The organism is Vibrio marinisediminis, from assembly GCF_014050145.1.
Classification (GTDB): domain Bacteria; phylum Pseudomonadota; class Gammaproteobacteria; order Enterobacterales; family Vibrionaceae; genus Vibrio; species Vibrio marinisediminis.
This window is the reverse complement of sequence record NZ_JACFYF010000001.1, coordinates 252,195-276,396: the sequence shown is the minus strand read 5'-3', so window position 1 is coordinate 276,396 and position 24,202 is coordinate 252,195. Positions and strand designations below refer to the sequence as shown.

Here is a 24,202-nt window from a genome sequence, read left to right as displayed (position 1 = left end):
AACGAAAACGCCACTCTCTTAGAAGGGAGTGGCGTTTTTATATTAGTGACTTACCTGTTCATTTCACACTGTTGAATTCAATTACATGAATGCTAGTAGTGGTGAAATACAAAGTAGGATACCCGTTACGATGATTAAGTTTGTCGCTGCACCTTTGTATTTATGTAGGTGAGGGACTTTGTACACTAAGTAAGCAGGGATCAAACAACCAACCATACCAAAGATTGGGCTACAGATTGAAGTAAATGACAAGATAGGAGCATTTAGAGCAATCGCTGACCACGCAAGTAGGATGATAAATACAGTAACCAGTTTGTTTACTAGGTTTTTATTGATTTCTGATTCTTGACGAGAGCGAAGAAGAATGTTCATTGCCAAACCGCGACATGCTTCTTGGAACGCTAGGAAAACACCGAAGAATGAAGTTACAACCGCAAAGATGTTGATAACAATACCCGCAACTGTTGCCCAGCTACCTGGGAAGTAATGTGCGATGATAGCCAGTGCAGAGATGTTTTTGTTCATTGCTTCTGCCGCTTGCTCTTGGCTGATTGCGAACGTGAACGATACAGCAAAGAAGAACACGATTACGAACAGAATAGCGAAAGCGATTTTCATTGCACGTTCTGCTTTGTAGCGTGCTACTTCAACAGAGCGCTCATGAGAACGGTAAGAAATAACCATTGGGCTTAACGACTGGATAAACAGGATAGACGTTAGTGTAAATGGTAGAGTGATGATCGCGTTTTTCAGCATTGGACCGAAATCACCAATAGCAGGGATGTTAGCCATGTCCCAACGAGCGATCAGAAGTACAGCCATTACCGCAACAAGAGAAAGTACCGTTACCGCCATGAAACCAGACAGTTTGAATAGTAGCTTTTCACCTTTAGAACCAATGAATGCAAGTATACAGATAAGACCTAGACCGTAGAATACGTTCTCGTTAAGGTGCCCTTCAGTAACACCAAAAGAGTGTAAGTATGAAGAACTGTCATTCGTTACTGCTAGTGAGTAAACCAGTACCCAAATGACCAACATTAAGAAGTAAAGTACGCCCAGCGCAATACCCCAGTTTTTGCCTAAATAGCCTTCGATAACACCAGGGTAGTCAGTACATTTTTTTGATTCAGCTAGAGTATTAATAAAGAGTTTTTGGAAAAGGAACATCGCCGGGTAGCCGATGATCGAAGAAAGGAGGAATACCCAAAGACCCATTACGCCAACTTGTACTGGCAAGAATACGATACCAGCACCAATCGCCATACCGATGCTCATCACGATCCAACCAATATCTACACTGTCAAATTTAATAGCTTGCTTCCACTCGCTTTTGCTCATGTTCGCGCGTTCATGCACAGGTCGCGTATCTTTGGCGCAAGTAGAGGTGCCTTGAATTGTTTCACTCATAATTATTATTCCATTTTTATAAGGGCTATTGCCGTTAAAAAGTAAGAGGTTTGATTATTATTATCTACAAACGATTTTGCTGTTTGCCTTGATTTGCTTGGAGCATACGCGAGGATTTATAGAAATAGTTTACTAATAATGTCGTCAAAAAGCCCTAATGTAGGAAAATATACTACAAATACGCATTATTAACAGGGTTATTTTCCTGCGCTGATTTAGATCATTTTTTAACGACTTTACTCCCCCCAAAAGCTTGACGGAGTTCACCTTATACCTCTTTTTTTTGTAAGGTTTCTTTTCACTGACACGAGAGATTGTTCACACTTTTATTAATTAAAACAGCAAGCATTGAGCAAAAACGGGCTAGTTTTTACGTAATAATATTTGTTCTCATAAAGCACATTACTGACTGGTCAAATTATTAGCAAAACAGATCCTAGCTGACTCGTGGAACCTTTACATTGCCTGTTGGTATTGGTCATTTATAGAGGCGAGATGATACAAATATAGAGGCGTGATGATACGAAAATCAGCCAATTTTTAAGCGGTGTCGAATTGTATTTTTCGTTCAACCAGTCAACTTGATTGAGCACCTTGCTCAGTGATCGCAACTAAATTCGACAGTCACGGTTAGAGTGAATAATTGGCGCTGATGGAGGTGGTTGGATTCAGCCTACACGTACTCTTTATAGGGGCTAAATAAGGGGCAAAATAGCCGTTTAGAGAATAGAAGTTTGTTATAACTAAAATGAGTACAGCAATACTCTTTCGTGGTAGGTGAGCTAATTGCTTGGCGGCACGCAGAGACCGACTAGAACTTTAATGTGTATGTCATAGGTGTATTTCTAATTGAGAGAATAGAGCTGCTGAGTGATATTACTGATAGCCGCAAGGAATGAGGGTGTAAAACGCTGAATTGGAAATAATGATGAGTGAGGGAGAAAAATCGACAGTTTGATAGTAAACAAAAGCCAAGCTAGTGTGGGCGAGAGGTCCCTCAAAAGCTTGGCTTGCAAAATTTTGGCTTTATACGCTACGACTACGTCAGTGATTCACTAAAGTATTTAGTGACTAAAACACGATAGTATTCACGCATGAGAACAAAATTACTTGTTTACCATGATGTCTAGGATCTGGATGTCAGTCTGCGTCATAGAGCCGTTAGCCAGAGCTGATAGGTTTATAATAGATTGGTCAACGTCATTTGCGACGATACCTTCATTACCCGTCACTCGAATACCATCAATTGCCATCAGTGCAGATTTAACTGCTGTACCAGCAGACGATGAAACTTTCATCGCACATGAGGTTTTTGCGCCATCACAGATAATGCCCGCGATGTCACCGATCATGCTACAGATTGATGCGCTGATTTGTTCGAAATTGCCACCAAGTAAGTAAGTGATACCCGCTGCCGAACCCATAGAAGCCGTTGTTGCGCCACATAGAGCAGACAGTTTGTTCTGGTAGCTCTTGATGTAAATCGCCATTAGGTGAGAAAGCATCAGCGCACGAATAGTTTGTTCTTCGTCAGCTTTTAGAAATTCAGCCGCCGCAACAACAGGCATAGTCGCAGCAATACCTTGGTTACCTGAACCTGAGTTGCTCATTGCCGGTTTCATTGCACCATCCATGCGAGCATCTGATGCTGCAGAAGTACGCACCAACACTTCAGTTAGTAGACCGCCAGATAGCAAGCCACGTTCTTCATTTTTACGGAAAGTTGCGCCAATTTTTAAACCGTAGTTGCCAGTTAGACCTTCTTCAGAAAGTGCAGTGTTTAACACCTTTGCTTGCTCAATGAAGCGAATGTCTTCAAGGTCAGCGTTCATCGCGAAGTCATACACGTCTTGTGCCGTGGCTTCTTCAAAAGGATTACTGCTGTTGTTTGTATCGGCTTTTACTTGAGTCTCAGCTTGGAAAACAGTAATGCCATCTTCTTCGATTGCAACAACATTGGTGTGGCTATCAGCGATAGTCACTGCAACGCTACGTTGCTGATAAAATACGGTTACTTTCGCATATAAAATGTTTGAAACATCAGCAACGCCCACGGTCACTTGTTTGTTGTCTAGCATCTGTTTCGCGACAGCTACATCTTCTGCAGTGACGTGCTTTAGTACTTCAAGGTTAGCCGTGTGATCACCGGCAACAGCACCAATAGTCGCAGCCATAGGTAGACCAATCATACCTGTACCAGGAATGCCTACGCCCATGCCATTCTTCATTAGGTTTGGTGAAACGCTAGCTTCGATGTTTACTGAACTTGCGTCTTGTTTTACGCCTAGCTTGTCGATAGCAATCGCAGTTGCTAGTGCAACAGATACAGGTTCAGTACAACCAAGGGCTGGTACTACTTCACGATTGATTACATCAATAAATAAAGACCATAGGTGTTGTTTCATGGATAAGCTCGCTTCAAAAAATAATAGTTATTTCTATGGGTCTACAGGACCTCGATTATTTTTCTATTGTAAAACAAGATGGGAAGAAATTTTTTTCCTATTATTCTACAATTTGGCAGGTAAAGAGAAAATTTTGCTATTAATGATTTGGTAAAATGAGGATAATTAAATAACTACTACTACCAATGCATATGATATAGAAGGAAGTTTTAAGGTGATCTCTGTCACAAAAATATTTCCGATATTATGCATATATATAGCAAATTTTCCTAAGCAGTGCGCTTATTGAGTTGTGTGAGGATCCTGTGGGAGAGAGAGTAAAATTAGACAAAGTAGACCGCTTGTTGTTAGCTGCATTACAACAAGATGCTACCTTGCCTTTAAACGAGCTGGCTAAAACCGTCAACCTGACTACCACACCTTGTTGGAAACGATTAAAGCGTTTGGAAGAAGAGGGTGTGATTACCAAGCGGGTTGCGCTATTAGATGCCGCTAAAATCGGGGTTAACTTTACCGCATTTGTACAGGTTAAAACCTGTGATCACTCTCATGCCTGGTACGAGAAATTTGTTCTCGCCGTGTTTGATATGCCAGAAGTTATGGATTTTTATCGTATGGCTGGTGAATATGACTATATGATGCGAGTTCAAGTTGAAGACATGAATGCGTTTGATAGTTTCTACAAACGATTGGTTAATCAAGTTGAAGGATTAACCAATGTGACATCCACCTTTGCGATGGAGTCACTCAAATTTAGCACCGTACTGCCTCTTAAATAGCTCTACTGAAAACATTTGGTGCAGCGCTTGTTCAATGGCTCTGCACCAGTATTTGCTTGTTGCTGATCAAAAAATCTGGTCAAGCAGCAGGTTTGTTTCAGTTTGGATGATGCCCTTAATCGCGCGAATCCTGACAAGTAACCCGCCTAATAGCGACAAATTCTCTGCCCTTACTTCTGCAATAAGATCCCAATGCCCATTAGTGTGGTATACCGATATCACCTCATGAAACGATTGCAGTGCTTTTAGCACCTCAGCTTCATCTTTCGCTTCTACTGATATACTCATGACGATTTTAACCGCATTAGATTCCACTTCTGCTTCATGTTTGAGCTTAACGGTGTAACCTAAAATAATGTCATTTTTTTCCAGTTTACTGATCCGGTTTTGTACTGTTGCACGAGAGACTTTTAATTTAGTGGCTAGCTCCACCACGGACATGCGTGCATTTTTTCTCAATAGAGCAAGCAGCTGTCTGTCGATGTCATCCATACTATTTTTCATCACATACCTTAATTAACCAATGCTACTTAGCATAATGCTAATAATTTCTATCATTATGCTAGTTAACATTAAACATTTGTACATTTATCTGTCTTTTTGTTGGCTTGATTGAGTATTAGAATCTCAAACGAAAGAAAACAAATAATGAATGTATTGAAGGTTTAAGATGACGTTATTTTTGGATGTAAACGCTCTATCTACACTGGTAAAAACACAGGGCTGTGAGTCATTTATGCAGGGCTTGTTGGGCTATATGGAGCAAGACTTTTCTCGCTGGCCTGAGTTTGATAAATCTGCTCGTACCGCGGCTCATAGTGACGTGGGTGTGATTGAGTTGATGCCAATTGCAGATCATATTAACTATGGTTTTAAATTTGTGAATGGACACCCATCGAACCCCACTCATGGGCTTTCAACCGTTATGGCATTTGGTGCGCTTGCGGATGTGGCAACGGGCTACCCACGTCTTGTGTGTGAAATGACCATTTCAACGGCTCTTCGCACCGCGGTAACCTCAGTCATGGCAGCCAAAGCATTGGCGAACTCTAACCCTTCATCAATGGGTTTGATTGGTTGTGGTGCTCAAAGTGAATTTCAAGCGGTTGCTTTTCATAAAATTCTTGGCATTAAAGAGCTACGCATTTTCGATATTGACTCGGCAGCAATGGACAAATTAGCTAATCACCTCTTAGCATACCCAGAGCTGACCGTGATAGCGGCGTCTTCCGCCAAAGAGTGTGTGAAAGGTGCTGACATTGTTACCACGGTAACGGCAGACAAAGCATACGCGACAATTTTAACCCCAGATATGGTAGAGCCGGGTATGCACATTAACGGCGTTGGTGGTGATTGCCCTGGTAAAACCGAACTGCATATTGACGTGCTTCGTGCTGGTAAAATCTTCGTCGAACATGAGCCTCAAACTCGCGTTGAAGGTGATATTCAGCAACTACCAGCAGAACATAAAGTGAATGCTTTGTGGGAGGTCATCGCTGGTAAGGCGCAAGGGCGTGATAGCCAAGATCAAATTACCATATTTGACTCAGTGGGTTTTGCTTTGGAAGATTTAGCGGTGCTTCGTTACGTCTATGATTTAGCGACTGAACTGAAAATGGGTGAGACCATTGAGCTAGTGCCGCAAATGGCAAACCCAAAAGACTTGTTTGGTTTAATGAAGACAATAGGCTGATTGTGAGCAAGCGAATAAATCGTTGCTAATGGCAAATGATGAATACAAAGGCGAACCAATAGGTTCGTCTTTTTGCGTCGGCGACTCGCGCAAAAAATGACCACTAGTACCATGGTAAAGGGCAGGTTAGTATGAAAACTCCCATGCTCTATAGACAGGAATCTACCATGACAACATCGATCAGTGACGCTATGAGTTTAAGAGTATGGGGAATGCTCATATTCCTTTCGATGTTATGGGGAGGTTCTTTCTTCTTCGTTGGTGTTGCAGTAAACGACCTTCCACCGCTGACGATTGTCACGTTAAGGGTTGGGATGGCGGCAGTCGTCCTTTGGCTTGTCGCACTAGCTATGGGGCATCGTCCGCCTAAAAGTCTGAAACTATGGTCCGCTTTTCTAGGGATGGGGCTGCTAAATAATGTTTTTCCATTCTTGTTTATTGTGTGGGGGCAAACTCAAATTGCTTCAGGGTTAGCCTCTATTTTAAATGCCGCTACCCCCATTTTTGGCGTTGTCGTCGCCGGTCTTTTATTACCAGATGAAAAGCCCACACCATTGAAACTGTTTGGCGTCACACTCGGTTTTATTGGTGTTGTGGTGATGATTGGCGTGCCAGCTTTAGGCGGAGATAGCAAGCTATTGGCTCAGCTTGCCATTGTGGCGGCAACAGTTTGCTACGCATTCGCAAGTGTGTACGGTCGTCGTTTTAAGGTGTTGAGTGTTAGCCCAATGATCACGGCTGCCGGACAAGTTACCGCTTCGACACTGGTCTTATTGCCGATTGCTCTCAGTGTAGATGGCACCGCAGAACTTGAAAATGCGAGTATCAATACATGGATGGCAATGGTTGGGTTAGCGGTGTTTTCTACCGCGTTGGCTTATATCCTTTATTTTAAAATACTTGAAGTGGCTGGTGCTACCAACGTGTTATTAGTGACACTTTTGGTCCCTGTATCAGCGGTTTTATTAGGGGTTGTTGTTCTTAATGAATCACTACAAGTTATTCACCTATTCGGTATGCTGCTTATCGCTCTTGGTTTGTCAGCGATTGATGGACGGTTATGGCGACGAGTCATTTTCAGTTAAAGCTTTAAAGTGGGAAATGAAAGACCACTCTGGTTTTATCAAAAAGCGATAGATAATGGGCTTTTGAGCATGAATTAAGCGTTGAGCAGAGCCTGTTGTGATTGAGATTAAAAATGTCTACCGGCTTAACAATTGGGATTTAACCTAATTGCTGTGCGCAGGATAATACATCACTCTATACTAGTCTTACTGACTATTGGCCTGAAACGCCAAGGTCTTTGAGCATAAAGTAACTTTGAGCATAAAGTAACAATGAGTTTGTGAAACGCAGAGCGATCTTGATAACGAACAAAATCAACAAATACAAAAGATAACGAAGAACTGACATGAACCAATACGTAAATGATCCATCCAACTATCAATTACTGATAAAAAACCTGCTTTTTTCCCCGGTTGCTTTTGACCCTGAGCAAGAGATTGTATACGCCAACCATCGTCGCCATAGCTACCAGACTTTCCATGACAGAGTGAAACAATTTGCCAATGCGCTGACCAAAATGGGCGTAAAAAAAGGCGATACAGTTGCTGTTATGGATTACGATTCACACCGCTATTTGGAGTGCTACTTTGCTATCCCGATGATTGGTGCGAAGCTGCATATGATCAACGTCCGTCTCTCTCCTGAACAGATTCTCTACACTATTGACCATGCTGAAGATGACATACTTCTGATCCATGAGGAATTTCTGCCGATTTTGGATCAGATCAAAGGTCGAATAGATACGGTCACTCACTACGTTGTATTACGTGATGAAGGGGAGTGTGAATACGAGCAACTCCTAGAGCAGGAAAGTGCCCAGTTTGACTTCCCTGATTTTGATGAAAATACCGTTGCGACCACATTTTATACGACGGGTACAACGGGCATGCCTAAAGGTGTTTTCTTCACTCACCGTCAATTGGTTCTGCATACTTTGGGTATATTAAGTACTCTCGGAACGAATGCGGTGCAAGGAAGGCTTCATCAAGGTGACATATACATGCCTATCACGCCGATGTTCCACGTACATGCGTGGGGGTTGCCATATATGGCGACTATGCTTGGCGTTAAGCAGGTTTACCCTGGTAAGTATATCCCTGATGCATTGCTTTGCTTGATAGAGCGCGAACAGGTCACCTTCTCGCATTGTGTACCGACTATATTGCATTTGCTATTGAGCTCACCGAAAGCTGACTCTGTCGATTTGTCTCAATGGAAAGTCGTTATTGGTGGTGCAGCTTTGCCAAAAGCACTGTGTAAGTCTGCGTTGGAACGCAATATTGATGTGTTTGCCGGTTATGGAATGAGCGAAACAGGTCCGATTCTCTCTATTGTGCAATTGACCCCAGAGCACTTGAAGTTAGATCTTGATCAGCAAGCAGAGTACCGTTCTAAGACGGGTAAAAAAGTCGCCATGGTTGAAGCTCTCATTGTTGATGAAGAGATGCAAAAGCTCGACCATAACGGTGAGGTAAGCGGTGAAATAGTGGTTCGAGCGCCGTGGTTAACGCCAACTTACTATAAAGACAACAAGAACTCCAAAGCGCTATGGCGTGGTGGTTATTTACACACGGGAGATGTTGCTACCATTGATAGCGAAGGCTTCATCAAAATCACTGACCGCGTGAAAGATATGATTAAAATCTCGGGTGAGTGGGTTAGCTCCTTGGAGCTGGAAGATATTATTCACCAGCATCGAGCGGTTTCTGAAGTGGCCGTTATCGGTATGTCGCATAAAAAGTGGGGAGAAGTTCCTCTCGCACTTGTCACGATTAAAGATGAAGCGCAAGTGACTGAGAAAGAGCTTCTTGGCTTTGCGAAAGAATTCATCAGTAAAGGTATCCTCGCCAGAGAGGCTCTGCTATTGAAAGTGAAATTTGTCGATGCTATTGCGAAAACCAGTGTCGGAAAAGTGGACAAGAAAGAGCTGCGCAGACTGTATCTGTAGAGCCCTTTAGCCCTTTAGCCCTTTAGCCCTTTAGCTAAAAGCAAAAAGCAAAAAAGCGAGCCGTTTGGTTCGCTTTTTCGTTAGCGCTTATTTCGAACTCAATGGGTGGTGACCAGCTGTTGTCTCAGCAATAGCGTCCGAATATTAACTCGCTTAGTACAGTTCTAATAAGCGAATCCCCGATACACAATTGAATATTACGTTCAACTTGGGTAGCACTAATATATTGGTGGTCTGACGCCCCATGAGTCATAGTGTTCAGGTGGTTAAAAAACAATATTTTCGCATCGAATTTCTAGATATATCCTCGTCATATATGAAATTTGTTAGCTTTTGCTGATGACCGTGTCATGCCAGTATTTCGATATTTGTACTCAAAAAGACAGATCTCTATATTACTAGTAAATCGTTGAGTTACAGGGTGACTAAATCCCTGTAGCGGTTCTAATATCGAAATCATAGTTTTCATTAAGATGTGTTTTAATTTTCTTTAGACGTTTTAGTAATAGGTGTTTGTTTAAAAAACAAACAAACAACAAGGTTTAAATGTCACTGGTATATTAATCAGGCGAATGATTCAGTAGTATTTAAAAGAATAATAATATTTCTATTAATACACCGTTAAAAACAAAAGAGGAATCTAAGTGAATAATTTAAAAAAACTGATTTATCTATCGCTTCCTGTCGTATTATCTGGCTGCTTTGGAGCGCCAACAGAAAGCGAATTAAAGCAGCTTCACTCTAAATTCTCTATTGATGAATCGGGTATTATTTCTCTTTGTGGAATTGAACAAGGTGATATTAGTTCAGGTGAAAAAGCACTTTCTTCAATGAAAGAACGTTACAGTGCGGGAACTATTATTCGTTCTATCATCGCTGATGCCAAAAATGTTACTGCCGATAAGCTTCCGACGTACCCGGCATATCCTGAATCATTAGACGATTATTTTTCTACGCCATACATGTCTACACCAGCCATGCTAACAGACAGCAATGAACTAAAACGTGATCTGCAAGCAGACCGTTCCCGGTTTGACTATTTCAATGATGAGGATTATGAACGCTACCTAGCTGCAATAGAAAATACATTAGAAGTGCGCTCAAAAAGCAACCTTACATACCAGCAAGCTGTTGGAGCTTTTACAACTTGGTTTAACAAAAAAGAAGCAGCGAAAGCGAAGTATTTTAAAGTAATGAGCGCCGCTGTCCAGAAAGCAAAACAGGCTCATGCTGAAGAGTTTTCCCTGTCAGCTTGTGTTTATAACTCTACTAACCACAAGAATTTTCTTGAAGGGTTCCCAGAGTCATTTACAGACAGAAGTATTGAAAAATCTGATGTATATAGAATCGATGAGGATGAATCTTTAAGTGAAAATATTAGTGACGCGATTGTAGAGTACCTAGGTGAGAACGGTTACTCAGAAAATGACATGGATGTTCTTAAAGATAGCACTGACAGGTTCATTATTGGCAATAAGTCCAGCAAAGAATTGATTGGCTATGCATTTGTATCGGCACTGCCAGTTAATGATAAATATTCATACGAAGTTGAAGTTTCTATTATTGGGACATTGAATCCTCCTTTACCACTGTTGATTCAGTAGTAGCAGTGAACCAGTTGTAGCCAATCTGTAGTCTCTAATATAGAGCCTACTCAGCAGCGCGAGAGCGTGAATTTTATTTTTCTGAACTATTAAATATAAACCATAACCCACAATCAAGGTATAGAACGGTAATTGGGGGAAACTCAAAAACAGAGTGATTTTATATTCACCGTTATTCATATTTTGTAATGATAAATAGGTTTGATTTGATGTTTATGGAAAGGAAATATTCGTGCTCTTAGCCTGAGCTGCAGATTGATACAAGATCATCATGATATGTGAGTTATATCTATAACATTCAATCTTATTGAAAATAAAAATCACAAGAGAGCACAATGTCAAGAACTAACAGTCGAGAATCTTATCAAGGGCTAATCTATCTGATTCAGTTTGCAATCATCGGGGTGATTTTCTATGGTGGGCGACAAATATATAATGTCGTTCCTGAAGAGTTTGATAATGCACTATGGCTGGGTGCATTTGTATTTATTTATTTTATTTGCCTAAAATCGGCTACGCAAAACCATGCTGGCTACGATGCAACTGAGGTAAGGCACTATAGAAACGGCTCTTACTCCCACCAAGACGTACATCTATCAAGCGTGTGGGAAACAAAAAGTAGAGAGGAAACACAGGCCTTAGTTTCAGCCTATGGGGGCTTTTCACCGTTAGTCTTTGCTTTTTACCAAGCCGCAGCGACAACCTTATATTGCATGTATATTTTCAATGACTATGGCTGGAATATGTGGGCTCATGTTATTGGTGGACTATTTGGTTTGTGGCTTTGCTGGGCTGTTGTTGAGCTGATTTTAAAAGGCGTTGAGGCGTTAGGTAAGCTCTCTCTTCTCATCGGTTTCATCTTGGATTTAATACTAGTGTCAGGTGTTACGGCAACCATATGTTCAACGATCATGTTTTTCTGGCATCATAATTAGTCATTTCTAACGCTATTGAACTAATTGTAGGCAAAAGACAAGATCTGACCTCGTTGCCTGCTCAAGATAAAAGCGAAAGTTTAGCATGATAAGAAAAATGGCACTTCTCGCAAAAGAAGTGCCATTTAAAAAGGGGCTTAAGGCGTAAAGGAAAGCCTCAAATACGTCATCGTTTATTTAGTATGGAATATCTGCTCAGTCTCAAGTGAGGTCATCGCGCGGATCTGACGCCAAACGTAGTAGAAGATACCAAACATCATCAACATGCTTGGAATCGCAATGATTGGGTAGCTGTATAGGGTGAGTTTACCCAGCTCCTCATTAAACGCCGCCGTGCCTGCAGGGCTGGTGACAATCCACGTTGCGAGGAAGTAGTTCATCGCTGAAGAGAACGCAAACGTGCTGGCAAACAGATAGTTTGACGACATTAGGCAACGTTCGAATTCTTCATACTTGTTATTCTCAGTTAGGCGTTCTTTGATAAGTGACAAATTCAAAATTGTGTCATTTAAGATCATCTTTTGCATAAATGGAAAGCGCGTAAAGGTAGATCCAAGTACCGCTAAACCAATCAAACCCGGGATTAACGCCTCTTTAAGTGCTAGCCAACGCGTATCCAATTCCAATAAACCGATCCCGCCGGTAAGTAATACACTGACAAAGCCAAGTGCAGCGATGAAGTTAAATTTCTTATTGCGGATCAGGTCCATACCGCCATAAGCAATCGGGAAAGCCAGTGCAACAACCAATGCCATTGCCGTACCTAGGTGCTCTTCGCCACTAAACTTCATCAAGATGAAAGAAGGGATGAAGACGTTAAAAAGGATCTCAAATAGAGGGTTAGACTTTTTCACGGTCGTATTATTCATAATTTACTAATGACTCTAATGTGTCGGATATTTATCAATTTCGTGGAGAAGTGTTCTTTGTCTCGCACTAGATGTAAAGCGTCAAAGCTTCGAGTTATGTAACGATTTATGAAATTGAACATTGGTTGGGCGGTTAACTTGACATATGTGGAGACGGTATTGCTGCGCCAGTCGTTACAAACTAACAATACACCTCTAATTTTAGCGTATGTGATGTTAACATGCCAAATACCCATGGAATGACCTCTAATATACTGATTAACTACAATATGACAGTTACTTATCGCGCAATAGAACAAGATGAATTTGCCATGATGGCGCAGCTAGAACAGCAGTGCTTTGGCGCTCATGCTCTGCCGGATTTCTTTTTTCGCCAGTCTTACGATTGCTGGCCAAAAGGATGCTTTGCTGCGTTTCAAGAGCAAAAGATGCAGGCGTTTTTGATCCTCGTGCAAAGTGAAACGCCAGATATCGGTTGGATTCTATCTGTGGCAGTGTCACCTGAGCTGCAAGGTCAAGGCATTGGGCGTAAGCTACTGACTCAATTACTGGAGCAACAGAGTTACGCTCGCGTGCGCTTAACTGTTGACCCTGAAAATCCCGCAGCGTTGCGTCTATATCAATCACTTGGCTTTAGTAAAATTGCTGAAGAAGCAGATTACTTTGGACCTCACCAAGCGCGCTGGGTGATGGAATATAGCCCAAACTTATCAATATGAGAGCTTACTAACACGCGGCTTGTGACAGTTAAGGTATTCTAAGTGCAAGTGAAGAAGAGGATTCTATTAATGTCAAAAAGCACCAAGCTTCATAACGAAGATAAACTGGTTAAAAAGGCACTTGAGATTGGCGGGAAGATGGCAAAAATGCAAGGTTTTGAACTTCCGCAATCACCACAACCGCTAAGAGTAAAAGCGATTTATCTATTTTTGGTTGATGCCAAACAGATCACGCCACTTCCTGAAAGTAAGCTTGATGGTGCGAATATCAAACACAGACTAGCACGTTGGATTCATAGTGCACTGCCGGATGACGAGCCGTTGAAGTAGAAATTTTGGTTAATTGATGCAAGGCGAATCGAATGGTTCGCCTTGTTTGATCTGAGCGTTTGTTTTTTCGTCGCGGATTGAGTAAGTAAGAGAGTGTCCCTGAAATTCCCACCCTAAAGGCACTCAACGGAGCTTAGTTGCCCCCCGAACTAGATGGATATCAGGTTATTGTCCAAATAGACGGATACACCGAAATAGTCCTTCACTGAAATTACATCAGTGACAAGGGGTTGCTCGGGCGCAACAGCGGTAATGTTAATAACGTCACACCCCGCGGCGAGAGCTGAGTGAATACCCGCGAGCGCATCTTCAAAAACAAGACACTGCTCAGGCAGTTTCCCTAACTTCTGTGCTGCTAATATATAGCCCTCTGGATCCGGCTTTCCTTTTTGTACATCCTCTACGGTGACCAAGATTTGAGGAATTGGAATGGAGGCCGCCTTCAATCGCTCTACTGCCAACGCTCTTGGTGCGGAAGTAAATATTCCCCAATCGTGTTCTTGTAACTCGCTCAGAAAAGCGATGGCACCACGAACGGGTTTTACCGAATCGACGTTGCTCAATTCTATTGCTTCTAGCTTAGCGACTTCTTGTTTGATGTTAAGATGAGGCATTAACTCTTTGATGACTTCATCAGCAGGACGACCGTGTGATATGGCCAAAATATGAGCCACGTCTATGTTGTGTTCTGTCGCCCATAGACTCCATGCTTTTTCGACAGCATCTTTAGAATCTACAAGTGTTCCATCCATATCGAAGATGAATTTTGCATAATTCTTCATCGTTCAACCTCTTTAAGTTGTTGTTAGTTGTATTTTCGAGGTTAGCTAAGCTCTTGAGCCTATTATTCGTTATTTCTCCAGTCTTTAGGTGCACTATTTGGACATGTGGTGATACTATTTCGCCAATGTGTGGCGGCAATATTGATGAGTGCTAGGCAAATATGAGACCTATATCAGCGAAAAGTTTGATTCGTCCAGGCTATTCATGGAGGCATCATTTAGACGACTCACCTCTAGAGTTATCGAAGCCTCATTTTCACAGAGAGTTTGAGTTTCTGTTGCTTGATAACTATCAGGGAGGATTAAGAATAGGAAGCGTTGACATAGACGTTACTTGTTGTTCGTTGTTCTTGATTCCACCAGAACTAGGGCATGACTTAAAAGGGTTGGTTGCCAGTGACCAAGAGACTCCCCCTGAGAGGTACAGCCTTTGGATTGAAAAAGAGTGGGTATCAACCATGTTGGCGCACTGCAATGAAATGAGAAAGCTAACGAGCATACTTGGTGACGGTTTGTGCATTCAGTTTTCCCAACCAACCGCTGAGGAAGTGAAAAGTGTGATTAATCAAATTGATTATAAAACTTCAAGCTTAGAGCAACTTTCTGTGCTATTTCGTGTTTTTTCAGTGATTACCCAAGACAAGAAGCAGGTGACTTTATGTTCATCTGATAATGTGAAATTTGAATCTGAAAAAGACAAAATTGAGGCACTATCTCAATATTTGAATCAACACTATGCCCAAGATATTTCGTTACATGATTTGTCCCAGTATATTTTTTGTAGTGAGCGAACGGTTAACCGAATTTTTACTCGCCATTTTGGGGAAACGTTCAGCCAAAGGCTAAAAAAGATAAGGTTAAGTCATGCGGCTAGGTTGCTAGAAACGTCAAACTTCAAAGTCAGTCATATATGCCAAATGGTGGGTTATAACAATGCTTCAAATTTCAATAGGTTATTCTTAAGCTACAAAGGTTTAACTCCAAAAGCATACCGAAGTAAATTTTCTAACTAATCGTTGCAAATTTAAAGTCTGTTTATGTTTTGACCGATTTTGAACTTAGCTTTGGTATCATTGATTTACAAAACGGCATCGAAATTGTTAATGATAAACTTGGATAAGCGCTACAATGCAGGCGTTGCCGGAGCGCAATATGCAATACTCATTCACAGAAACCTTAAAGTAACCATACATGTCTAAAGATTTCGATTTCACCACAGAATACACGTTCGACAAGCCTTTCTTTGCTGAGTGTTATGATCAAACGAGCCAGCCTGTTAAGTTCCCACACGCGTATTTGAAAGGCATTCTCTTTCTTATTTTTGGTGTGGTGTTATTAGAGTTTGAGCTATTACCTAACGGTTACGTCGGTTGGTTCTTTATCGTATTGAGTGTGATTGAAGCGTTCAGTGTTTATTGCAAACGAACATGGTGGCTATGGCGACAAACCATCAGCTCAAGCCGTGGCAAAAAGGTGGTGCTTCAAATCAACACTGACGGTGTGCGTTATAAAAGCGGCAAAATTGACCGCCAAATCGCTTGGGGTGAAATCGACCAACTTGAACAAAGCGATCTAGGTTTGATCCTTCATCTGGGTAAGCAACGCCAATACGTGAGTAAGTCTTGCTTAAATGAAGAAGTGATCGCGTTTATGGTTGAGCAGCATGCAGCGGCGAAGTCTAATTAACGTTTTGTAATACTCGCAAGCGAGTTGTTAGTTTTAGTACATGAGAGGCGAACCGAATGGGTTCGCCTTTTTTGAACTTGGTTTTGGCTATGGGTGGGGATTCTTGGTTAGCAGTAGGTAAGTCCCGCTTGTTAGTCTGCTGATTTCTTCGCCCTTACTGTAAGCGGTCCCGTCACTCTTTGTCTTGGCTAGATATCGTGAAATAGAGTAACCAGAAAGGCGCTTTGGTTTCTTTGTCGCTGTCTGGTCGGTTTTAGGCGTTTCTGACGCCGAAAACCTAAAAATTCGTCCTGAATTTTTACCTAATGGGGTGGTTGAATTGGTGAGCTTGTCGTTGGAGGGGTATTGACTAAGCAAAAAACAAGACCTGACCCCGTTGGTCAAAAAATTTGGTCAACAACCTGTTGGCTAAAATCAGACTCGCTTGTTAGTGAAACAAGCCGTTGTCCAATCGTGCAACACCCTGTTGCACAAATCATTCAAAATCAAAAATGCCCCAAAGTTGTTTAAGCCAACAACCTTGACTCGTTACTGTTGCCGTTAGTTGACCTACTTAAGCTAATGGTTAACTATGTACTCAGTTTACTATGGTATGTTTACCTTCGAGTACTTATCAGATAACTTTAGGCACTGGCATTAAGATGATTCACAGTAGTATAGAAAGATCCCTTTGGTTTGAATACAAAGGTGACCGCAAAGAAATCACTGAATCTGAACTAAACACTTTAACCGAACCTTTAGTCATTTTAGGTGAGGCCGGTATGGGGAAGTCATTTTTACTCAACCGGCTAAGCGAGCATGCTGAGTATCAATTTTGTACCGCAAGAAAGCTGATACGGAGTTGCAAACCATCAATGATTCTTGGCAATGCACGCGTTCTTGTCATAGATGCTTTAGATGAAGTAAGTTCGCAAAAAGATGGTGCCGCAGTAGACTCCATTCTACAAAAACTTCAAGAAATCGGCTGCCCTTCTTTTATTTTGTCCTGTCGAGTAGCAGACTGGCAAAGTGCGACTGCTATAAATTCGATTAATGAGGACTACTCAAAGAAGCCAATCGAGCTTCATTTAATGCCTTTCAATCATTATGACATTCAAAGCTTTTTATCTTTATCATTAGGAGAAGCGCAATCCCAGAACGTCGTACAACATTTTAACGATCTTGGTTTAGGTCAATTACTAGGAAACCCACAAACACTTGAATTAATCTCTAAAGTAGCTCGAAGCGGTGACTTACCCAATAGTAAAGGTGAACTCTTTGAACGCGCTATCGATGTGTTATGGTGTGAGCATAATGACACTAGAGCGCAAGCGCAGCTTGATAAAGAGACAACAATAAAAGCAGCGGGAGCTGCCTTTGCTAGTTTAATTCTCACGGGTAATGAAGCTTTAACTCGTAAGGCTGCAGCCAACATTGAAGAAGGCGAGTTATCATTTACAGATATACGCACATTACCCAATGCTGAAGCTCTCAACGACGTTATTTCCGCGCGGCTGTTTAAAAGTAATGGAGTAGACAGATTTACTTACATACACCGCAGCATAGGTGAGTACCTTGGCGCGAAATGGCTAGCTCAACATTCAAATACTGGGACTAACAAAAGACGATTTCTTTCGCTTTTCTATTGCGATGGTTTAGTACCAGCTAGCTTGAGAGGCATCCACGCTTGGTTGGCGCAAGACTCAACTCTAAAGCCTCTTATCATCGAAAATGATCCTATGGGCTTTATAGAATATGGTGACGCTGACGTACTTACTGTCAACGAAGCACGCATTCTTCTGGCCGCTTTACAAAAATTAGCGATTGAAGACCCTCACTTTCGCGATTGGAAAAGATATTCTACAAAAGGACTGATTCATGATGAGATTTTTGAAGAAATAAAACAATTAATTGTCTCTTCGAATACTGTATTTGGGCTCCGTAAGCTGTTACTTGAAGCATTTATCAAATCTAAGAAAAGCAATCAACTCACTGATAACTTAAAAAGAATAGTACTAGATAAGAAAGATATTTTTTCGATTAGAAGCACTGCATTAGAAGTGATAATTGAGAGCAAATGCCAAGTTAACCTATCGGCCATATTAAACACTCTGTTGAAGTTTGATGATGCCGATTCTTTACGTCTAATTATGGAAGCTTTTCAACATCTTAACTTTGAAAGTATTGAGGACAAGTTCATCGTAGATACTGTTATATCTTATGCAGGCAAAGAACAGTCCGTTTTAGGTGTGTTGTACTCTGTAGAAAGAACACTTCCAGAACACCGGATAAGTAATATTTTAGATTTGTTTACTAACTCTTTAACCAAACTAGGTAAATGGCATGACCGATCGGGTGATCATGAACTTACAGATTTTTCTCACCACCTCATACTTAGAAATCTACAAAGCACAAGCGTCAGCCCTGAAAGAGTTTGGGCTTGGTTAAATCCACTACATGGCTCACAATGCTGTAATCTAAAAGAATTAAGCTCATTTATAGACGACAAAAAAGAGATAAGGCTAGCAATACAAAAATGGGTACTACTTGACTCACCTTTAGAACAGTCTATTCGAGAACGAAATTACCTAATTGCAGGCTCATTGCCGATTTTGATGCCACAAGAGCAAGATTTGATTCTACTACTTAGTTTTTTAGATAAGGGTGACCAACGCTGGAAAGAGCTATTACAACTTTATAATCATAATGATGAACATGGGGCTAATTTACGTCAAGCTGCCCTACCGTTTGCTGAAGATTCGATAGAAGACCTTGAGTGGCTGGATAATTTGCCTAAACCTCAAATACCTTCTTGGCAAAGTAGACAAGAAGAAAACCAGCGAAAGCGTCAAGAAAAAATAGCTTCTCAGCATGCAGTTCACCGACAGCAGTATCACACCAAAATTAGTAAAATAAGAGGAGGGAACTATCAAGATATAGTGTATCCCGCGATGGCATATTTAAAGCTATTTGATGATGTTGGTCAAAAATCCCTTGCTCATGAACGTATTGCAGAGTGGCTTGGTTATGAATTAAGCGATGCAGCTTTTGAAGGCTTTGAAGCGTACTTTACTAAAAAACCTTTCTTTCCTACATTCCATGAAATAATAAAAATTAGAGAAGAGAGCAAAAAATATAATGCTGAATACATCATTATCGTAGCGGTTACTGAGCGCGTAAGAAAGGGGGGGGGGATTTAAAGACCTCCCCGATGATGTAATTTTATCGGTATTATTTTCATTACGTCACCACTCCAACCTTGAACAACATGCTGGTTTCAGTGAGCTTCGAGTAACTCATCTAGTTGAGAACGAGGTAGAAACTCGTGGGCTTTGGGAAACTGCTACCAGACGTTTTTACGAACCACAACTTGAAGCTAAGAAAGAGTTTGTTCCAGGCTTACATGAACTTATGCGTGATGAAAATAAAAAAAATGCCTGCAATAAGCTAGCATTTGAATGGTTACAATGTTTCAACGCTCTCCACGAAAATGCAGAGACACACTTGATTAAGAGGCTTGTTTACTCATATAAGTTTGATGAGTTAAGAAGCTTACTCAATGTATACCTAGACCTTAAAAACAGAAATCACCGTCTCATCTGGGATGCAGTTTGTATTATTGTTGATTTTGAAAATATAGCTGAAAAGATAGGCGACAACATCGACTCAGGCCTTATTTGGATACTGAAGGATTTAGTACAAGGTCACTATAGACATAGCTCACATTTAGCTCTTAGCTTTGCCCAATGTGAATGGGTAATACAGACATTTAGATCTAAGTGGCCTGCTGCTGAACACCCAAGTGAAGGAACGTACGGTTCTGATAATGCTTGGGACGCCAGTCAATTCATAAACTCATTTATTGACCGGATAGGCAGTTTTACTGATGTAGAAGCAGTTAAAGCGCTACAGCGATTACGGTACGCTTCAGAGGACAGCTATACCCCTCGGATAAAGATGGTAGCAGCAGAGCAACATCGCCTTGTTGTTGAGGCTAGCTATATGCCACTGCCATTAGCAGCAGTCAAAGCTATTACTTGCAACACCCTTCCTAAATCAATGGCTGATCTACAAGCATTAATTATTGAAGAATTAGAAGTCGTTCAAGCAAAAATTAGAAGTGATGATGTTGATAGTCGTTGCGTATTTTATGATGACAACAACGTTGCTCACAAAGAAGAACGTTGTAGTAGTGCCTTAATAGGGTTACTCCGCCAAGGAGTGGAAGGCATTGAATATACTCCAGAGCAACATGTAGCAAATGACAAAGAAGTCGATATCACTTGTGCTATTGAGAAGCTTAGACTCCCAATAGAAGTGAAGGGGCAATGGCATAAGGATCTATGGCACGCAGCATACACACAGTTGGATAGACTTTATACGCAAGATTGGCGAGCAGAAAATCGTGGTATTTATCTAGTACTTTGGTTCGGGCAAAATCAACCTGGAAATAAAATATTACAAACACCTGGTAGAGGTATAACTAAGCCCAAAACAGCCGAGGAGTTACAAGAAATGCTAAAAGTAAATAGCCAAGCAACACTGCAAGGACGAGTTGAAATTTTTGTTTTGGATCTTGAATAGCTACTTTTAAGTAAGAACAAGTATAAATGGGTTAGTCTGAGCTCAAGCTGTCAACATTCAAATCACGATGCAATCATAACCGACAGATTGGAATAGGCGAAATTTGTCGAGGGGAACGGTGGTAGTTCATTGCCTACATCAAAGCCAAAGTAAAGGGCATGGTTTAGAGAGTTGGTTTTAAACTAACACACAGAAAGTCTCAGCGCTGCTTAAACTTAATTAGCAAACTTAAGTGACTTTGCCACACCTGAAGTTATGTATGAATTGCTAAATTAGCAGGATCACTAACAAACTTCTGTCCATTTTCGAGTTAGCGAGCCTCTAATTTGATTAACGTCAGTTAACTTAGTCCACAAAGCAAAAAGCGAACCCCAAGGTTCGCTTTTTAACTAGACTAAAATACAACTAACATCATGATTTTTATTTGATCATGTCATATCAAGTTGGAAACAGTCGATTTGATAAAATCAATGACTTACAAATTTTCAAAAAACAAATGTAGTTGGAAACTTCAGTCATTTTGCTGCTATCAAGATAGACAACTTGTGTCAACTAAGTTGGAAACACCCAATATGTAACCCAAATCAACGTTAAAAAACTTCTAACATTTTCTCATAAGTACCTTGAGTTACCACTGTTCTGCACTCGGATATAAGGTATTGACTTAGTAACTCGTAGGCCAACGTGTCAGTTGCAATGACTTTGGCCAATTGTTCAGGTAAATAACCTTCTGAATCTTCAATCTGGAGTAGTTCTGGTCGTTTTTCTATTAATAGTTCTACTATAGGTCTCTCACCCATACGAGTAGCAGTGTGCAACGCCGTCGCACCTTCTAGGTTAGCTATCGTTGCATCACAGCCATACTCTAGTATAAGTGAAGCAGACCTCAGGCATCGACTTGCTGCTGCTGAATGAAGTGCCGCTCTACCAGTAAAATCTCTCAGATCAGTATCTGCATTTGCTTTTAGCAATACTTCTACCGTTTCGTAATCTTTGTTGTGAGCAGCAAGCATCAGAGGTGTTTGTTGTTTGAAATCAGAAACGTTAATAATGTCTGGCCATTCTTGAATAATTTCCCTGATAGCCGCAATTATTCCGGTAAAAGCACTATGTATCTCACTCTCGATTTCAGGCGGCATGGTCTGCCCGTAAAACCTTAGCTTACCCAACGTATCATAGCTTATCTTCATCATAAGCATGATGACACTATCTGCTTGCGGATATTTCAATTGCTTCTTTTTAAGAAATGTGTGTTTTTTTAGTATTTGAGAAATAGGCTTATTACTTTTAATGCATGGCAGCAAGTCGCGAATAAATACCTGGAAATCACTACGAGAGGTAGCAAATAATGGCTTATAGTCAGGGTAGCAGTTATAAGTGTTCTCCCAGAAATCCTCGTGTAGTTTACGAGAAACACCATAAATATCGATTTCTTCAGAATTGTCAGCCTCGCCATCAAAACCTCCCCAGTAGGTCATGTCTCTAAAGTACTTCTCGTGATTGTTTGGGATGAGTTTTTGATTTGCTAAAGCCAATGAGAATGCAACTTTTGCTAAGTTCCCTCGAAGTTTACCAAAGCTGTATTTCTTGCATTCATCAATAGCTAAATTTAAATTTTTTTCTGCTTCAGGAAGTTTGTTCTGGGCAATAAAATGATACGCTTCAAACCGGAGGACTTGTGCTTTTGAACACTCAAAATCATCACATTTTTTTGCATTTTTTATCAAGGCGCTGACTTTTTCTTCTGCTTTAGAATCAAACGGCTTGACGAGCAGGAGGTATTCAAGCTCAAGCAATATACGTTTCATCGATTGCTCAGACGTCGTTTCTAGTTCACTCAATCTTCCTATTATCATTTCCAAGATTTTTGGGTTGGGATAATGGTGGCCCATTGCTCCATATACAACCTCAAAATCATCCATTTTCTGCAATTGCTTATATGGGGCTTTGTTTTGCGCTAACTTCTCAACTAGGGCTTCTAATTGCATGAAGTAATTATTTGATTGCAGCCCCTCTTCCCTTATAACGTTCATCATCAACCTAATATCGTCTTCAGATGTAGGTAGAATATTGTCTAGGTTATCCTCTTCACCATGACGACTAAAAATACTATTGAGCCTATCAGAGACCATCGGGGCGGGTTGTTCATGATCTGAGGCAAAAGCAAGCAATAAGTCGTAACGCAAGAAAGGAGGTAGGTTTTCTGTGAAATACACATTCTCAGCAAACTCTCTTAGTTTACCGTCTATATGTCGCTTCTCTAGGTGAGCATCAAGTGTACGATTATAAACGTCGTTATAAAGCTGAACTAACTGGAGAGCCTTGTTCTCATTTAAGTCAATGCATAACTTATCGATTGTAGGCGTTAAGAATTTAACTAGTTGCTCATATCCCTCTTGAATAGCTCTGGCTATGAGCAATCTGCGACGTATTGTTTTAGTGCTTGGAGCCTGATAACGTAACTTCAGTTTTTGCACGAAATCTAGCTTTTCCTCTGCTGAGCATTCGGCATTTATAATTCGTTTTAAATCATCTTCATTGATGGCAATCTCATGCTGTAAAGCGGCTGGCAGCAGTCCTTTTTTTTCAATAAAAGATAGTGCTTGTTCAAATTGCGGAGACTTTTCATCTGGTTCAAAGCAGCCTAGAAACTGTATTTTCACTTCGTCCGGAAACGTATTGTTGATACTTGAAATCTCGGGGGTACTCTTAGCTTTTTGCCAATTGTATAGATTCCTTAATACTGTACCGGCACTGTCATAAATACGTAAATCGTCTTCCAGATTATTGGCAATCTTCGTGTTGGAGTCTTGAATTAAATCAATCAACCAATCCAGGACTTGTGGAACGGGAAGATGAAGTTGGGTAGGTTCAACCGGTGAGTCAGCAACAGGAAGATACCAGAATCTTCCACCCGGCATGCCTTCGTCCATGTTTGATGTTATTTGCCAAAACACTGAATGCCTTGCCAGAGCAGGTACAAGGACTCTAGCCAAGTACTGCCAAACGATTTTTCTTTGTGTCGCCTTCGAAGAGTAGATATCAAGCTCAATGGCTTTATGCATCTGGTAATCAACTAATATATTAGAAATCAAATCGTCTTTGACACTCTCATCGAGCCCAAGAGCATCTGCTATTTCGCCCAAGAGGCTTTCCCAAGTATCAGACAAATTGTCCATCGACATATCGCCATATTTAAACTTGGATTTTGATTTTGAAGTCATATTGCGATTAGCACCAAGCGCTTTAGCAATCTGAAGAAGCACCGATTCAAAGGTTGGAAAAGTAGCCACAGAACATCCTTTTTTGTTTTTCAGCTTCAAAACGGATTTAAAAACCGACCTCCTATCTTGGCTGTGAGGGGGGGACTTTGCTTTTCATTCGTCCACAGAGCTGATTTTTTCATAATTGTGT

18 protein-coding genes are annotated in these 24,202 nt (G+C 41.0%); 12 read left to right on the top strand and 6 right to left on the bottom strand.

Annotated elements, in window-relative coordinates; translation table 11 throughout:
• Positions 1 to 81: 81 nt before the first annotated feature.
• The gene (locus H2O73_RS01315; RefSeq protein ID WP_182105751.1) at positions 82 to 1,410 is read right to left on the bottom strand and encodes an SLC5/6 family protein; all 1,329 of its coding nucleotides are present in this window, start codon (positions 1,408 to 1,410) and stop codon (positions 82 to 84) included.
• A gap of 1,106 nt (positions 1,411 to 2,516) precedes the next feature.
• Positions 2,517 to 3,815, bottom strand: a complete 1,299-nt coding sequence (locus H2O73_RS01310) for an L-cysteine desulfidase family protein (protein WP_182105749.1) — start codon at positions 3,813 to 3,815, stop codon at positions 2,517 to 2,519.
• Between the two features lie 305 nt (positions 3,816 to 4,120).
• Here H2O73_RS01310 and H2O73_RS01305 point away from each other — a divergent pair, with 305 nt between their 5' ends.
• A complete protein-coding gene (locus H2O73_RS01305) occupies positions 4,121 to 4,594 on the top strand; it encodes an Lrp/AsnC family transcriptional regulator (protein ID WP_182105747.1) in 474 nt (157 codons plus the stop codon).
• A gap of 66 nt (positions 4,595 to 4,660) precedes the next feature.
• Here H2O73_RS01305 and H2O73_RS01300 read toward each other — a convergent pair whose 3' ends face one another.
• Positions 4,661 to 5,098, bottom strand: coding sequence for an Lrp/AsnC family transcriptional regulator (locus tag H2O73_RS01300; protein WP_220457433.1), 438 nt, complete (start codon positions 5,096 to 5,098; stop codon positions 4,661 to 4,663).
• Between the two features lie 166 nt (positions 5,099 to 5,264).
• Here H2O73_RS01300 and ocd point away from each other — a divergent pair, with 166 nt between their 5' ends.
• From ocd to H2O73_RS01275, 5 genes are all read left to right on the top strand, one after another.
• Complete coding sequence (ocd, locus tag H2O73_RS01295; RefSeq protein WP_182105745.1) at positions 5,265 to 6,287, top strand: ornithine cyclodeaminase; 1,023 nt, start codon at positions 5,265 to 5,267, stop codon at positions 6,285 to 6,287.
• 167 nt (positions 6,288 to 6,454) lie between these two features.
• Positions 6,455 to 7,372, top strand: a complete 918-nt coding sequence (locus tag H2O73_RS01290) for a DMT family transporter (protein ID WP_182105743.1) — start codon at positions 6,455 to 6,457, stop codon at positions 7,370 to 7,372.
• A 326-nt stretch (positions 7,373 to 7,698) separates the two neighbouring features.
• Positions 7,699 to 9,300, top strand: coding sequence for a long-chain fatty acid--CoA ligase (locus H2O73_RS01285; protein WP_182105741.1), 1,602 nt, complete (start codon positions 7,699 to 7,701; stop codon positions 9,298 to 9,300).
• Between the two features lie 644 nt (positions 9,301 to 9,944).
• Entirely contained in the window at positions 9,945 to 10,904 is a 960-nt protein-coding gene (locus tag H2O73_RS01280; protein ID WP_182105739.1) for a hypothetical protein, read from the top strand.
• Between the two features lie 335 nt (positions 10,905 to 11,239).
• The gene (locus H2O73_RS01275) at positions 11,240 to 11,839 is read left to right on the top strand and encodes a hypothetical protein (RefSeq protein WP_182105737.1); all 600 of its coding nucleotides are present in this window, start codon (positions 11,240 to 11,242) and stop codon (positions 11,837 to 11,839) included.
• 173 nt (positions 11,840 to 12,012) lie between these two features.
• On the opposite strand, the gene H2O73_RS01270 is transcribed toward H2O73_RS01275, so the two are convergent.
• Entirely contained in the window at positions 12,013 to 12,708 is a 696-nt protein-coding gene (locus tag H2O73_RS01270) for a VC0807 family protein (protein WP_182105735.1), read from the bottom strand.
• A 221-nt stretch (positions 12,709 to 12,929) separates the two neighbouring features.
• Here H2O73_RS01270 and H2O73_RS01265 point away from each other — a divergent pair, with 221 nt between their 5' ends.
• Positions 12,930 to 13,427, top strand: a complete 498-nt coding sequence (locus H2O73_RS01265; RefSeq protein WP_246335808.1) for a GNAT family N-acetyltransferase — start codon at positions 12,930 to 12,932, stop codon at positions 13,425 to 13,427.
• Between the two features lie 69 nt (positions 13,428 to 13,496).
• Positions 13,497 to 13,757, top strand: coding sequence for a DUF5062 family protein (locus tag H2O73_RS01260; RefSeq protein WP_182105734.1), 261 nt, complete (start codon positions 13,497 to 13,499; stop codon positions 13,755 to 13,757).
• Between the two features lie 149 nt (positions 13,758 to 13,906).
• Here H2O73_RS01260 and H2O73_RS01255 read toward each other — a convergent pair whose 3' ends face one another.
• Positions 13,907 to 14,539 (bottom strand): HAD-IA family hydrolase, encoded by a 633-nt coding sequence (locus H2O73_RS01255; RefSeq protein ID WP_182105732.1) that lies wholly within the window; start codon positions 14,537 to 14,539, stop codon positions 13,907 to 13,909.
• 278 nt (positions 14,540 to 14,817) lie between these two features.
• Between H2O73_RS01255 and H2O73_RS01250 the strand changes: the two genes are divergently transcribed.
• From H2O73_RS01250 to H2O73_RS01235, 4 genes are all read left to right on the top strand, one after another.
• Positions 14,818 to 15,552: a helix-turn-helix transcriptional regulator gene (locus H2O73_RS01250; RefSeq protein WP_182105730.1), complete on the top strand. Its 735-nt coding sequence runs from the start codon at positions 14,818 to 14,820 to the stop codon at positions 15,550 to 15,552.
• A gap of 178 nt (positions 15,553 to 15,730) precedes the next feature.
• Positions 15,731 to 16,225: a YcxB family protein gene (locus tag H2O73_RS01245; protein WP_182105728.1), complete on the top strand. Its 495-nt coding sequence runs from the start codon at positions 15,731 to 15,733 to the stop codon at positions 16,223 to 16,225.
• Between the two features lie 641 nt (positions 16,226 to 16,866).
• Positions 16,867 to 19,404 (top strand): NACHT domain-containing protein, encoded by a 2,538-nt coding sequence (locus tag H2O73_RS01240; RefSeq protein ID WP_182105727.1) that lies wholly within the window; start codon positions 16,867 to 16,869, stop codon positions 19,402 to 19,404.
• A gap of 211 nt (positions 19,405 to 19,615) precedes the next feature.
• Positions 19,616 to 20,788, top strand: a complete 1,173-nt coding sequence (locus H2O73_RS01235; protein WP_182105725.1) for a DUF8371 domain-containing protein — start codon at positions 19,616 to 19,618, stop codon at positions 20,786 to 20,788.
• A gap of 590 nt (positions 20,789 to 21,378) precedes the next feature.
• Here the strand turns inward: H2O73_RS01235 and H2O73_RS01230 are convergent.
• Positions 21,379 to 24,081: an ankyrin repeat domain-containing protein gene (locus H2O73_RS01230; protein WP_182105723.1), complete on the bottom strand. Its 2,703-nt coding sequence runs from the start codon at positions 24,079 to 24,081 to the stop codon at positions 21,379 to 21,381.
• Positions 24,082 to 24,202: the final 121 nt, after the last annotated feature.